This window comes from Delftia sp. S65 (assembly GCF_016516495.1).
Classification (GTDB): domain Bacteria; phylum Pseudomonadota; class Gammaproteobacteria; order Burkholderiales; family Burkholderiaceae_C; genus Comamonas; species Comamonas acidovorans.
The window spans coordinates 1-12551 of the sequence record NZ_JACVUR010000078.1; the positions used below are offsets into that span (position 1 = coordinate 1).

General features: G+C 64.3%; 14 protein-coding genes. 1 reads left to right on the top strand and 13 read right to left on the bottom strand.

The annotated features are described in order from the left end of the window. From IAE24_RS29550 to IAE24_RS29605, 12 genes are all read right to left on the bottom strand, one after another. Positions 1–1316: secretin N-terminal domain-containing protein (locus tag IAE24_RS29550; protein WP_325100584.1), on the bottom strand; the 1316-nt coding region annotated here is incomplete at its 3' end. Positions 1317–1357: 41 nt separating this feature from the next. Continuing rightward, entirely contained in the window at positions 1358–2038 is a 681-nt protein-coding gene (locus IAE24_RS29555) for a hypothetical protein (RefSeq protein ID WP_160852908.1), read from the bottom strand. Further along, positions 2035–2625 (bottom strand): type II secretion system protein GspM, encoded by a 591-nt coding sequence (gspM, locus tag IAE24_RS29560; RefSeq protein ID WP_160852906.1) that lies wholly within the window; start codon positions 2623–2625, stop codon positions 2035–2037. Before gspM ends, IAE24_RS29555 begins: the two co-directional genes overlap by 4 nt. Continuing rightward, on the bottom strand, positions 2622–4004 hold the full coding sequence (locus IAE24_RS29565; protein WP_199961753.1) for a PilN domain-containing protein: 1383 nt from the start codon (positions 4002–4004) through the stop codon (positions 2622–2624). Before IAE24_RS29565 ends, gspM begins: the two co-directional genes overlap by 4 nt. A 112-nt stretch (positions 4005–4116) precedes the next feature. Beyond that, positions 4117–4875: a general secretion pathway protein GspK gene (locus IAE24_RS29570; protein WP_199961752.1), complete on the bottom strand. Its 759-nt coding sequence runs from the start codon at positions 4873–4875 to the stop codon at positions 4117–4119. Positions 4876–4892: 17 nt separating this feature from the next. Further along, on the bottom strand, positions 4893–5561 hold the full coding sequence (locus tag IAE24_RS29575) for a prepilin-type N-terminal cleavage/methylation domain-containing protein (RefSeq protein ID WP_199961751.1): 669 nt from the start codon (positions 5559–5561) through the stop codon (positions 4893–4895). After that, positions 5558–5962: a type II secretion system protein gene (locus IAE24_RS29580; protein ID WP_199961750.1), complete on the bottom strand. Its 405-nt coding sequence runs from the start codon at positions 5960–5962 to the stop codon at positions 5558–5560. Before IAE24_RS29580 ends, IAE24_RS29575 begins: the two co-directional genes overlap by 4 nt. Next, positions 5962–6408, bottom strand: coding sequence for a GspH/FimT family pseudopilin (locus IAE24_RS29585; RefSeq protein WP_065345374.1), 447 nt, complete (start codon positions 6406–6408; stop codon positions 5962–5964). Before IAE24_RS29585 ends, IAE24_RS29580 begins: the two co-directional genes overlap by 1 nt. 58 nt (positions 6409–6466) lie before the next feature. Beyond that, on the bottom strand, positions 6467–6907 hold the full coding sequence (gene gspG / locus IAE24_RS29590) for a type II secretion system major pseudopilin GspG (RefSeq protein ID WP_199961749.1): 441 nt from the start codon (positions 6905–6907) through the stop codon (positions 6467–6469). A 32-nt stretch (positions 6908–6939) separates the two neighbouring features. Further along, positions 6940–8157 carry a type II secretion system F family protein gene (locus IAE24_RS29595; RefSeq protein ID WP_199961748.1) on the bottom strand — a complete coding sequence of 406 codons (1218 nt, stop codon included), beginning with the start codon at positions 8155–8157 and terminating at the stop codon, positions 6940–6942. Beyond that, entirely contained in the window at positions 8150–9856 is a 1707-nt protein-coding gene (gene gspE / locus IAE24_RS29600; RefSeq protein ID WP_043819858.1) for a type II secretion system ATPase GspE, read from the bottom strand. Before gspE ends, IAE24_RS29595 begins: the two co-directional genes overlap by 8 nt. Before the next feature lie 171 nt (positions 9857–10027). Further along, positions 10028–10840: a type III pantothenate kinase gene (locus IAE24_RS29605; protein WP_034390266.1), complete on the bottom strand. Its 813-nt coding sequence runs from the start codon at positions 10838–10840 to the stop codon at positions 10028–10030. A gap of 185 nt (positions 10841–11025) precedes the next feature. Here IAE24_RS29605 and lysM point away from each other — a divergent pair, with 185 nt between their 5' ends. Continuing rightward, positions 11026–11496, top strand: coding sequence for a peptidoglycan-binding protein LysM (gene lysM, locus IAE24_RS29610; RefSeq protein ID WP_199961747.1), 471 nt, complete (start codon positions 11026–11028; stop codon positions 11494–11496). Between the two features lie 168 nt (positions 11497–11664). Here lysM and IAE24_RS29615 read toward each other — a convergent pair whose 3' ends face one another. Next, a complete protein-coding gene (locus IAE24_RS29615; protein WP_325100585.1) occupies positions 11665–12423 on the bottom strand; it encodes a maleate cis-trans isomerase family protein in 759 nt (252 codons plus the stop codon). Between the last annotated feature and the right edge of the window lie 128 nt (positions 12424–12551).

A 12551-nucleotide genomic window follows, 5' to 3' on the forward strand; every position in this document is an offset into this window, starting at 1 on the left:
CCGAACCCGCTGTTACCGAACCCGCTGTTACCGAACCCGCTGTTACCGAACCCGCTGTTACCGAAGCCACTGTTGCCGAAGCCGCTCGCGCCACTGGTCGAGGTGCCCAGGCCCGGCGCCACACCGCTGTTGGTTGAACCCGTACTCGCTCCTCCACCAAAGATGCCAGCAAGCACCCCGGCCAGGTGTTTGGCATTGCCGTTGCGCACATGGTAGATGTTGAGCTGGGGAAGCGCGCCGCCGGTTCCCGGCTGGTCCAGTTTGGCGATCCAGCGCCGCGCCTCCTCCAGGTACGCGGCGCGCGGCGTGATGACCAGAATGCTGTTAAGCCGCTCTATGGGCATGATGCGCAGCGCGCCAAACATCGGGTTGCCTTCGCCCAGCCCCGCCGCCGCGGCCGCGTTGGCAGCCGCGCCCTGTGCAGGCCGGCCCGCCACCGAGCCAATGGCTGGGCCTCCTGCACCGGCAGCTGCGGCCGCCGCCCCACCGCTCATAACCTGCAGTGCCGTGTTCACCTCCTGTATGGACACATACTTGAGCGGGAACACGCCCACCGACATGCCCTCGAGCAGGTTCACGTCAAACGTGCGCACCATTTCCAGCCAGCCCTCGGCCTGGGCACGCGAGCCGTTCATGACCAGCATGTTGCGTACCGTGTCCACCCGCACGATGGCATCCCCCGGCACCATGGGCCGCAGGATGGCTGCCATCTCGTTGGCCCCTATGTAGTCCAGCGGAATGATGATGGCGCCATAGCCCGGAGCCAGCGGCGCCGAAGCCGAGGCCTGGCGTACCGGAGCGCCCAGGCTCTTGAGCGCGTCGACTCGCCCAACATGGTAGGTGCCGCGCGCATCACGGGCCATGGCCAGCCCATTGGCCTGCAGGGCTGCTTCCAGCAGGTACAGCGCCTGGTCCCCGGAGATGTTCTTTTGCGTCTGCAGCGTCACGTTTCCGGCAATGGGGGGATGCAGCACATAGTCCAGCCCCAGGATGTCGCCCATCACGGTACGTACCACCTGGGCCAGGGGCGCATCCTCGAAGCTGAGCTTGACCTGGGCCGTCTTGAGTGCTGGCGCCGGCTTGGCATCTCCCAGCAGCTTGCCCGTGCCTTTCAGGATGCGGGGCTCGCTACCGGCGTCCTTGTCCTCGTCGTCCTTCTTGCTGCCATCGTCGCCATTGAAGATATAGCTTTCCTGCGGCCCAGTGGAACTGAAGTGGCTGACGAAGTTGCTCCTTGGTTGCTGGGCGCACGCAAGCAGCAGTTGGCACACGGCCAGTGCCAAGGCGGTTTGAAGGGGTCTGTTATGCAATTTCATGGTGTTCGTGACCAGTCTTTCATTTCTCGGCGGGTGATGGCTCAGCGTCCGCCAAAGGAAGGCTCGGGATCGGCCTGAGCAGGTGCTCCTGCACCGCCAGGCGATGGCGCCTGCGAAGGCGGGGCGGGTGGTGCCGAAGCCTGCGCCTGGGCCGCTGCCTCACGCAGGGATGCAGGTACTCGCATGCCGGGCGGGATGGTAGGGCCTTTGTCCATGGAAGCCTTCACCAATTGCAACGTACGTGTCTGCCCGCCGCGTGCCAGTACAGCGCTGCGACCCTGCACGCTTTGCAGCTTCCATCCGGACAGGACCTGGTTGAGCAGCAGGCGCTGCTCCTTGCCGTCGAGGGAGAAAATGATCCCCGCCACATCCCCCTCGAAGGTACCCGTCAGGCGCGCCTGTTTCCAGACATCCGGGGGCTCTGGAGGCTTTTTCTCTGGTGGCGGAGGAGGTGGAGGAGGAGGTGGTGGTGGCCTGCGGCTGATGGCGAAAAGGGGCCGCTCCTGCATTTCCAGCAGCAATTGCTCATCACGACGAGCGTGGTCAACCACCGGCAACGGTGCGGGTACCAGTGCCTGGATGTCGGCCTTTATGGGCTCGGGAGGTATCCAGACGGTATCTTTAAGTTGCATTTGGGGCGTCAGCCAGGTCCACGCGAGCCCCCCCCCTAACAACACCATGGGCACGGCAAGTCCTGCGGTCCAAAGAATGCGCTGGTTCACGGCTTGCTCCGAAGAATGCTGAAGGTAAATTGCGCACTGATCTTGGGCAGGACCTTGGGATTGTTGTTGACCAGATTGCCCACCAGGTTCAGTTGCAACTCGTCAAGCCACACCGTGGGAGATACTTCAGACAGTGACAATATGGCCAGTTGAATGGCTGGCCAATTGCCTTCGGCTGTCATGGCGACGGTGATTCGCTCATAGGGGCCCAGGCTCTGCCCCTGTTCCTCAGACTCCGACGCAGGGCGCATCTGGCTGCTGACTACTGCCAGGCCCGACTTGTCCAGTACCGCACGCAGCCTCTGCTGCAGTGCATTGCCGGTCTGCGTGCTGTCCTGTTCGGCAGGGTAGATATAGGCGGCTTTTGCTTCGGCGATCTGCTCCAGGCCCTGCTGGATTTCATCGACCTGTTCCTGCAAGCCAACCAGGCGTGCATATCGTGGCTCCATGGTGTCCAGTTGTTCCTGCGCCCAGGTGTGCTTGGCATGGACCCAGGACCCCAACATCACAGGAGGCACAACCAGCAAGGCAGCAATCCCCGCGAGCAGCAGCCATTGGCGAGGCGTCAGTTTGCGTGAGCCCGTCATTGCGGCTCCTTCGTCTTGGCATTGGTACCAGCGACAGTGCCGGCTTCAGTTTTCGATCCGTTCACAGGCTTTGCACCAACGGCGGCATCTGTCCTGCCCCCACTCAAAGATTCAGGCTTGGCCGCCGGCTTTGCATCTGCAGCGGTGACAGCTTCAGTTTTCGGTCCGCTCACGGGCTTTGTACCAACAGCGGCATCCGTCTTACTCCCACTGGAAGATTCAGGCTTGGTTGCCGGCTTTGGCTTTGCATCTACTGCCTCGGCTTGCACACCTGTGCCGCCTTCTTCCTCCGAAGCGTCCGCCGGCTTGTCTTCTTCACGCACGTATTGACCCAAAACCTTGGGGTCGATATTGGCCTCCAGCGCGAAGCTTTCCTTGCTGGATCCGGGAACGCGCGTGACGGCCGTTGGCAGGCGCACCTCCAGGAATCCCGGAACCTTGGCCAGCATGGCGGCGGTATTGGAGGCGTTGCCGGTGAGGCCCTGGATGGTGAGCTTGCTCCCTCGAAGGACGATGCGCTGCGTGGCGGCATCATCGGGCAAGGCCTCCGTCAAGGCGGCCAGTACGCGCAGATGATCCGGCTGCTGCTGCAGGCGCTCCTGCAGCTTGCCCAGTTCCTGCCCTTCCTCCACCAGAAGCTGACGTTTGGCCACGGTGTCCTTGGACGCCTCGGCCAGCTTGGAAAACTGCTGGCGGGCGTCCAGCGCTCGTTGCTGCAGTTGCAGCGTTGGCGTGACAGCCAAAGCCACCGCCAGAAGCAGCACACATCCCAGCCCCACCAGAATCCAGTTACGCCGCCGCACCTCGGCGTGACGCCGTCGCGACTCCCCAAAGTTGGGCAATATGACCGTGGTGGTGCTGGCGGGAGCCCAGACCTCCGGAGTGCTGCCGGCAGGCAGCAGCATGGACTGCTGGCGCAGGACCTGCTCGACCTGGCTGCGCGACGCAATGACTATTTCGATTCGCAGGCGCCCCGGCGGCTGTGGGCCAGTGCTTTCCGCGTAGGCCCACAAGGTGTCCTGTGGCGCAAAAGGCGTCATGGTATGCACATCCAGCTCAATGGCACCGCGCAACGACGCCGGAGCCATGACAGGCAATACAACCACGCGTTGCAGCACTTGTTCGGGGTCCAGCAATACGGCCTTGTAAGCTGCTTTTTCCAGCGCCTCCCGGGCCGAATCGATCCACTCGATATGAGTCCCGCGCACCTTGGCCCCCACAGGCCCCGAGGCATTTGCCCACACGCCCACCAACGATGTGGGAGCCAGCCTGCGCAACCAGGCCGATTGGGAGAGCTTGCGCAAGGTATCTCCCAGCTCAGCCGAAAGTCCGCGCAAATCCAGCCCGAACAGCTTCGCATCGGATGTCATCAACGCCATAGATCCCCATCCCTGATGAACAAATTCGTTTTCACTTTTGCTGAATCCTTCTTGATCCACATCCGCCAAGGACGGCGCCGCAACGCGCGCGCATTCCAGGGTTTCGATGCACCTATATCCGTCCGGCCCACGCCTGGGCCGCTGAAAGCACTGTCCATGGCAGCGCTGTTTTGCCAACGCCGCCGGCGATCTCCACATCGCGCATCACCATGGCGGCACCCTGGCCTTCAAAAACGACCCGGGCAGTCAATCGATAGCGTGTGCTGGAAATGCCCTCTTGACCCGCGCCAACTCCCTCAAGAAGCTGTCTCAGCGCGGGCGGCGCAGCCTTGGCGTTGACTCCCACCCGGCCGTCAACATCCGCCACCACAAAAGACTTGATCTGCGCATAGATGCCGTAGCTCATGCCGGGCACCTGCAAAAGATCTTCAGGGGCTTCCCAAGCGACCCCTCCTCCAAAGGCTGCGCTGCGCGCTGCCTGCCGCGCATCCATCAAGGCCTGCGCGAGCGCCTCACCCGAGCCTATACCCAGGCGGGAGAAGACTGCGGCCATCAGCACGGGAGATGCTGCGTTGATGTCCACCAATCCGCTCCAGGGCACGATTTCGACCTCTATTATCTGATGCGCCCCAGGCAAGCTCACGACCTGGTATTGCGCAAAATCGGCGGGGTTGATCGCCATTCTCTGTAAAACTTGGTAGATAGCAGCTTCGCCCATGGCTCGCCCCAGGGCCATGTCGCGTGTCACTCCCCCCACCTTTGCCTCCTCGCGCACCACCCCGCCCAAGCTGGATGCAAAAATGGCGAGCGCCGCCACGATCCAGAGGACCAAGACCAACGCCATCCCCCGGGCTTGCGAATGCTTGCGCATCTGAGGATCCTGCACCACTAACGCCCCCCGCCAAATGCCGGTCCACCACCGCCCACACTCGGGTTCGTTGCAGAAGGCGTCAGAAAGGAAACCACCATCAGAGGCCAAGCGCCAGTGGAGGTCTGCAACTGAATCTGCACTGCCGAGGGCAGCTCCTTTTCATCCTCCCACAGGGGAGTCCACCTGGACGCGCCCAATTTGGCGTTTTGGTAGCTCAATGAAAAGGCCGAGACGGCACGTTCGACGACGTAGGACTGGCTCTGGCCCCAATCAGGCTCCATGTTCGCACCCCTCCAGGCCGTGAATCGCAGCACCAACGCATCCCCCTCAAGTGCCAACTGGAAATGTGTTCGTCCCCCCAGCCCGAACCGGGCCGGCATGATCCCCAGCCATTGCATGCCCTTGGGTCCCGCCTGAAAGAAGAATGGGCTCTGTCCCTGCATGCGCTGCCCACCCCGGCGCCGCTCCGCAGAGACCTGGCCTAGCACCGTACGCAAAAAACTGATGGACACACGCTGGTGGTCCATGCGGTCCAGTCGCGCATCGACACGCTCTTGCGTCTGCGAGACTGTGGACATGGCCGACGCCAGCCCCAGCATGAGCAGGGACAGGAGCGTCATAACCACCAGCAACTCCACCAGGGTGAAGCCACGTTGCCCGGAGGACGACATGCCACGCAGCTTCATCGGGTCACCTCACCTGGCTGCAAGGGCCGCTGCGGGCGCAGGGTCTCGAAGACCCAACTGCGGTTTTCAACGGAGATCGTGATGCGCAAGGCATGCAGGGGAACCGCGGTTTCGGGCAGGCCGCCCACGGAGAAAGGCGCGGAAGCCACCTGCCAAGCGTAGGCACCATCCTGCCCTGAGGCCTGGGTGCCACCAGGATCGACCATAGGAAAGGCGTCCATCAGCGAATCGGCCAGCAGGGCCACGCCCTGGTTCTGCTCCAGTTTGGAAACACCGCGCGCGGAACCACCAACGGCCCGATAAATGAGCGCCAGCGAGACAGCCATGATGGACAGCGCCACCAACAGCTCCAGCAAGGTCATGCCCCGCACCCTGGGGCGGGAAGCGGCGCGCCGACGCATTACAGGGCCTCTTTGGTGACTTGGCCGGACAGCCAGTCCACACGCAGACGCACGCCACCGCCGCTTTGCGCGCGGGCGAGCGAAATGCTGCCCCCCGTGGCGCCGCCTTCGGGCAGAAAGACGATGGTCTGGCTGCCATCAGCCAGCGCCATGCCGGCTGCCGTGGTCAGTTGCACCGTCAGGCTGTCGGGCAGCTTGGCCGTGGCTTGGCCGGCGATGCCGTACTGGCGGCTATTCGTATTGACCGCGAATGCCACAGGCATGCCCTGCAGCGTGGCCTGCTGGCGCGCCTTGCGCAGCAGGGCCGTCACGTCCTGCACCGTCTGCCGATAGTCCACGGCATCGCGCAGCTTGCCCATGGCAGGCGGCACGATGCCGATGATGGCGCCAAGAATGGCGAACACCACCAGCAGCTCGATCAGCGTGAAACCCTGGGCGCGCTTCAAGACTCATCCTTGGCAAAACGGTGCGGCAACGGTGGCTACAGCAGTGTTCAAGAGCACCTTACTTGGTGTTGCGCACGTCGGCTGCTTCACCTTCGCCGCCCGGGGCACCGTCAGCACCCAGCGAGAGGATCTCGAGGTCGCCATTGGCAGCAGGATACGTGTAGCGGTAGGCGTTGTTCCAGGGATCATTGGGCACGCCGCCCTTGAGGTAGGGGCCCGCCCAGCCAGCAACGCCGGCAGGCTGCTTGACCAGCGCGTCCAGGCCCTGCTGCGAGGTGGGGTAGCGGCCTACGTCGAGCTTGTACAGCTCCAGCGCCTTTTCGATGTCGGCGATCTGCACGCCGGCCGTCTTGGTCTTTGCTCCACCCAATTGGTTCAGTACCTTGGGGCCGACCAGGCCTGCCAGCAGGGTCAAGATGGCCAGCACGACCAGCAGTTCGATCAGCGTGAAGCCACGCTTGCGGGCGCGGGAGGACAGTTGCTTTTGCATGCGTATCATCTTCTATATACCTTTCAGACAATTCAGATTCATCAGACGGCCAGATCGTTGACGGACAGGATTCCGAGCAGGATCGACACGATGATGGAGGCGATAAGGATACCGAGGACCAGGATCAGCGCCGGCTCCAGCATGGTCAGGAGGCGTTTGATCGCGTTTTCGACCTCGCGGTTCAATATGTTGGACAGCTCCAGCATCATGTCGCCCAGGCGGCCGGTTTCTTCGCCGACCCGCACCAAATTCAGGGCCAGGGGTTCGAATTCTCCGGTTTTCTGGGCGGCATGGGCCATGCGATGGCCTTCCTTGACCATGGGGCCCATTTTTTCCAGGCGCTCGCGGATGGCGACGTTGGAGACCGTGTCGCTGGCAATGCGCAGTGCGGTCAGCAGCGTGACGCCATTGCCCAGCAGCGTGCCCAGCGAGCGGCTGAACAGGGTCAGCTGGTACTTGCGCACCACGCCACCCAGGCCCGGCAGGCCCAGCAGCCACGATTGCCAGGTCTGGCGGCCCTTGGGACTCTTGGCCCAGCGGGCGAAGACCCAGCCCAGCGCGCCCAGCACGATGAACACCGCCCAGCCGTAGCTGCGAAACGCATGGCCCAGCCCCATCACGAACTGCGTGGGAAGGGGCAGCGCGTCACCCATGTCATTGAAAAGCTGCTCGAACTGCGGCACCACGAAGCCCAGCATGGCCACCAGGGACAGCACGGCCACGCCCAGCAGGATGGCCGGATAGATGGTGGCCGAGACCACGCTGTCGCGCAGGGCACGCTGGCGCGCCATGTGTTCCACCAGCCGGTTGAGCACGCCCGACATCTGGCCGCTGGCCTCGCCCGATCGCACCATGTTGATATAGAAGTCGCCGAACAGGTCGTGGTGCTTGCCCAGTGCCTGGCTCAGCGGCATGCCGGCCTTGACGCTGTCGAGCACGGACTGGAGCATGGCCTGCATCTGCACCTTGTGGCTCATCTCGACCAGGACCTTGAGCGCGTTGTCCAGCGACAGGCCGGCCCGCATCATGATGGCCAGCTCGGTGGTCATGCCCTGGATGTCGTCGGCCTTGATGCGGCCCTTCTTGAGCGCACGCACCGCAAGCGGCACATTGCCCAGGCCCACGGCCTCCTCGACCTTGATGGGCGACAGGCGGCTCTTGCGCAGGTGCACCACCACCTCGGCCACGGCCGCAGCGGAAAAAGTGCCCTTGACCATCTGACCGCGGCTGTCCACGGCCTCCCAGCTGTAATCAGGCATCGCTTTGGTCCTGGGTCACGCGCAGCACTTCGTCGAGCGTGGTGGCGCCCGAGGCCACCTTGCGCAGGCCGTCGTCGTAGAGGCTCAGCATGCCGCTCTTGGCCGCCATGGCATGCAGGGCGTTGGCGTCCTGGCCTTCGATGATGGCGCGGCGCAGCGGCTCGTCGATGACCATGAGTTCATGGATGCCGGTACGGCCCTTGTATCCCGTGCCCCGGCAATGCTCGCAGCCGACGGCGCGGTAGATGGGCGAACCCTCGCGCAAAAAACGCTTGAGGCCACTGCCCTCGACGGCGGCGGCCGGCAGCGTGTCGGGCTGCTTGCAATGCGAGCACAGCGTGCGCACCAGGCGCTGGGCCAGCACGCCATTGACCGAGGACGTGATCAGGTAGCTCTCCACCCCCATGTCGCGCATGCGGGTGACGGCGCCTGCGGCCGTGTTGGTGTGCAGCGTGGACAGCACCAGGTGACCTGTCAGCGCGGACTGCACGGCGATCTGCGCGGTTTCTCCGTCACGCATTTCGCCGATCATGATGATGTCCGGGTCCTGGCGCAGGATGGAGCGCAGGGCGTTGGCAAAGGTGAGGTCGATCTGCGGATGGACCTGGATCTGGTTGATGCCGTCGAGCTGGTACTCGACCGGGTCCTCGACGGTGATGATCTTGTTGGAAACCGCGTCGATCTTGGACAGGGCCGCGTACAGCGTGGTGGTCTTGCCCGAGCCCGTGGGCCCAGTGACCAGCACGATGCCGTGCGGCTTGGCCAGCAAGGTGTTGAAGCGCTCCAGCGTATCGACCTCGAAGCCCATGCTTTCCAGGCGCAGGCGCACGTTGGCGCGGTCCAGCACCCGCATGACGATGCTCTCGCCATGCACCGTGGGTGCGGTGGAGACACGCAGGTCCAGTTCGCGGCCCTTGGCGCGGGTCTTGATGCGACCGTCCTGCGGCAGGCGCCGCTCGGCAATGTCCAGATGGGCCAGCAGCTTGACGCGCGAGCCCACGGCCGCGCTCAGCCGGGGCGGCACGAGTTCGGCCGCATGGATCACGCCGTCCATGCGGTAGCGCACCTGCAGGCCGGCCTCGAAGGGCTCCAGGTGGATGTCGGAGGCGTGCAGCTCGATGGCGCGGGAAATGATGCCCGTGACCAGGCGGATGACCGGCGCCTCGCTGGCCAGGTCCTTCAGGTGCTCGACGAAGTCGCCACCCGTGGCGTCCGACTCCCAGTCCTGGCCTTCTTCGCCTTCGGGTTCCTGGCCGGCTTCGGACAGGGCCTTGCGGATGTCGGCTTCCAGCGCCAGCACGGGCTTGATCTGCAGACCCGTGGCCAGGCGCAGCGCCTTGGTGATGAAGGGATCCTGCGGCACGGACATGGCCACTTCGAGCACGCCGTCCTGCAGCGAAATGGGGCAGACGCACTGCGCATCCAGAAAGCTTGCCAGCAGGCCCGGCACATCGGGCAGCAGGTCGGGAAACTCTTCCGCGCGCAGCCAGCGCATGTGCAGCTGCTCGGACAGCGCCTGGGCCACGTCGGCTTCCGCCACCACGCCCAGCTGGACCAGCACCTGGCCCAGGTAGCCGCCCAACTCCTGCTGCGCCTGCAGGGCGTTTTGCAGATCGCGCTCGTTCAGCTTGCCGGCGGAAAGCAGGCGTTCGCCCAGCCGCCCCTTGATCGGGGCTTCGACACCGGCAATCGGTTCCATGACGTGATTGGTGGAAGACATTGCCGCGGATTATCCACTGTCGCCGCATCCCCCGCGAAAGGCTCCGGATGCGGGGTCCAAGGCCGCCCCTGCACCCGGCACCAGCGCTGTCATCAACTGTTACGCAACGGATATAACGGCGCGATGCTGCGCCGCACGATCGAAGTGGCTTCAGGCCGCTTTGACCGCGTCGGCAGGCAGGCCGCTGGCATCGCCCCAGCGGCGCTGCGCCATGACCAGCAGGCCTTCGAAGATGAGGTTGTCCACCAGCTCGAAGGGGCGCGTCATGCTGGGCACCATCTTCCAGCCTGCACCGCCGGCCATGACGCAGGCGGGCTCCATGCTGCAATGCATGTACAGATGCTGGTACATGCGCTCCACGGCCCCGGCGATGGCGTAGGTGCCGCCACTGGTCAGCGCGTCGCTGGTGTTGGTGGGGAATGGCGTGACTGCACCCGTGGGCACGTGCAGGCCGGCCGTGCCGCTTTCCAGGGCGCGCAGCATGATGCCGTGCCCCGGCAGGATCAGACCGCCCATGAAGTGGCCGTGCTGGTCCAGCGCATCCACGGTGACGGCGGTGCCGATCATGACCACGATCAGGGGCCGCTCTGGCCCGCGCTGCAGGATGTGCTGGCGCGCGCCGATCATGGCCACCCAGCGGTCCGCCCCCAGGCGCGAGGGGAAGTCGTAGCCGTTGGTGACTCCGGCCTCGGCCGCGCCGGGCACGGCCCACTGCGGCTCGAAATCCCATCCCAGCATCATGTCGATCTGGTCGTGCACGCGCCGGCGCGCCGTGTCGCCGGCCACCACGCAGCCCAGCATGCGCGTAGGCGTGGGCAGGTCGCTCCACGGCCCTTCGGCCAGGTGCTCGATGTGCTCCAGGAACTCCGCGCCGTGCGCCAGCAAAGCGGCGCCAGGCCGATGCGCGTCGTACATCGCCCATTTCAAGCGGGTGTTGCCGATGTCTATGGCCAAAAAAGTCATGGGCGCGATTATCGGAGTTTTCCGGAGGATAGCGTCAGCCATGGACGACAACTGAGTGAGGACGTGAACGCAAGAATGGCGCAAATGTCAAAAATCCGGGAGCGCTCCTGCCCGGCAGCGCGCGCTGCCACTGTTAGGCGTTACATTGGCCTTTCCGTTTTTCCACCCACCAACAGGAGTCACCCATGGGACTTTTCAGTTTCATCAAGGAAGCCGGCGAAAAGCTGTTCGGCGGCAGCGCCGCACAGGCAGCCGAGCCTGCGCAAGACCTGAATGCCAAGGCCGCCAAGGCCATCGAGACCTATATCGGCACGCAGAACCTGGGCGTCAGCGACGTGAAGGTGCAGTTCGATGGCTCGCAGGGCAAGGTCACGGTGCTGGGCACGGCCCCCACCCAGGCGGTCAAGGAAAAGGTGACGCTGTGCTGCGGCAACGTCTCCAGCGTGCAGTCGGTGGACAACAAGATGACGGTGACCAACCCCGAGCCCGAAGCCCAGTACCACGACGTGGTGCGCGGCGACACGCTGTCGGCCATTGCCAAGAAGTTCTATGGCGATGCCAACAAGTATCCGGTGATCTTCGAGGCCAACAAGCCCATGCTGAGCCACCCCGACAAGATCTACCCCGGCCAGAAGCTGCGCATCCCGGCAATCTAAGCCCCCCTGAGCGGCGTCGCCGCTTCCCCCTGAGGGGGACGACACCCTCGCGGCGGGGCGGCCCTTGCTCGGTGTCTCTGACCTGGCTCATGCCAGTTCTGGATGCCGCGAATTAGACCTACCCCGCTCCGAGAAAGGCCGCAATAGCGGCCTTTCTCAAGGAAAGATTCAGTATTTACCGCTCAACAGCGCACCGAATCCCGGAACGGCTGTCGGCAAGCCCAGGCGCTTGAGCATCATGAACGTCGTGGCCACCGAGGAAGACAGTACCGGCAGGCCCACGCGGTCCTCGATGGGCTGCACCGAGGCCAGCGAGGGCATCTGCACGCAGGCCGAGGCGATGACCGCGTCGGCATTGGCCGTGTTCAGGCGCCGCGTGATCTCGATGGGTGCGCGCGCATCCTGCGCACCCACCTGCAGGTTGTCGGCAATCTCCAGCGAGATGCTGTCCACCACTTCGATGCCTTCGTTCTCTATGTAGTCGATGACCAGCTGCGTCAGCGGCTTCATGTAGGGCGCCAGCAGCGCCACCTTCTTCGCGCCGATGGCGTGCAGGCCATCGACCAGGGCGCCGGCGCTGGTGACCACGGGCGCGGGACCGCCGTTGTCCACGGTGCGCTGGTGCAGGCGCGCTTCCGAGACACGGTGGTAGCCGCGCCCCATGCTCATGATGGCCACCAGGCAGGCATAGCCGAGCACATCGACATGCGCATCCGACAGTTCCAGCGCGCAGCGGTCGCTGTCGCCGTCCATGGCGGCCAGCTCCTCCTTGGTCACATGCTTCATGCGCATGCGGCTGGAGTGGAAGGTGAAACGTTCGGGCGCCAGCGCCTCGCGGGCGCGCAGGATGGCGGGGATCTCGGTCTCCATCGTGGTGTTGGAGCTGGGCACGATCTGCCCGATGCGGAAATGGGTTTTGCTAGTCATATCAGTTCTTCATAGCGCTGGACATAAAACTGGCGCGCCCCCACTCAGAGACACCGAGGAAGGGCCGCCCCGCCCCGAGGGTGTCGTCCCCCTCCCCCGCGAAGCGGGTAGAGAGGGGGAAGCGGCGT

What these genes read in the sequence shown, in the direction of transcription:
- gspE (WP_043819858.1), bottom strand. Translation starts at nt 9,856, where the DNA reads ATGGAACCGATTGCCGGTGTCGAAGCCCCGATCAAGGGGCGGCTGGGC.
- IAE24_RS29605 (WP_034390266.1), bottom strand. Translation starts at nt 10,840, where the DNA reads ATGACTTTTTTGGCCATAGACATCGGCAACACCCGCTTGAAATGGGCG.
- gspM (WP_160852906.1), bottom strand. Translation starts at nt 2,625, where the DNA reads ATGACGGGCTCACGCAAACTGACGCCTCGCCAATGGCTGCTGCTCGCG.
- IAE24_RS29615 (WP_325100585.1), bottom strand. Translation starts at nt 12,423, where the DNA reads ATGACTAGCAAAACCCATTTCCGCATCGGGCAGATCGTGCCCAGCTCC.
- IAE24_RS29575 (WP_199961751.1), bottom strand. Translation starts at nt 5,561, where the DNA reads ATGAAGCTGCGTGGCATGTCGTCCTCCGGGCAACGTGGCTTCACCCTG.
- gspG (WP_199961749.1), bottom strand. Translation starts at nt 6,907, where the DNA reads ATGATACGCATGCAAAAGCAACTGTCCTCCCGCGCCCGCAAGCGTGGC.
- IAE24_RS29580 (WP_199961750.1), bottom strand. Translation starts at nt 5,962, where the DNA reads ATGCGTCGGCGCGCCGCTTCCCGCCCCAGGGTGCGGGGCATGACCTTG.
- IAE24_RS29570 (WP_199961752.1), bottom strand. Translation starts at nt 4,875, where the DNA reads ATGCGCAAGCATTCGCAAGCCCGGGGGATGGCGTTGGTCTTGGTCCTC.
- IAE24_RS29595 (WP_199961748.1), bottom strand. Translation starts at nt 8,157, where the DNA reads ATGCCTGATTACAGCTGGGAGGCCGTGGACAGCCGCGGTCAGATGGTC.
- IAE24_RS29565 (WP_199961753.1), bottom strand. Translation starts at nt 4,004, where the DNA reads ATGGCGTTGATGACATCCGATGCGAAGCTGTTCGGGCTGGATTTGCGC.
- lysM (WP_199961747.1), top strand. Translation starts at nt 11,026, where the DNA reads ATGGGACTTTTCAGTTTCATCAAGGAAGCCGGCGAAAAGCTGTTCGGC.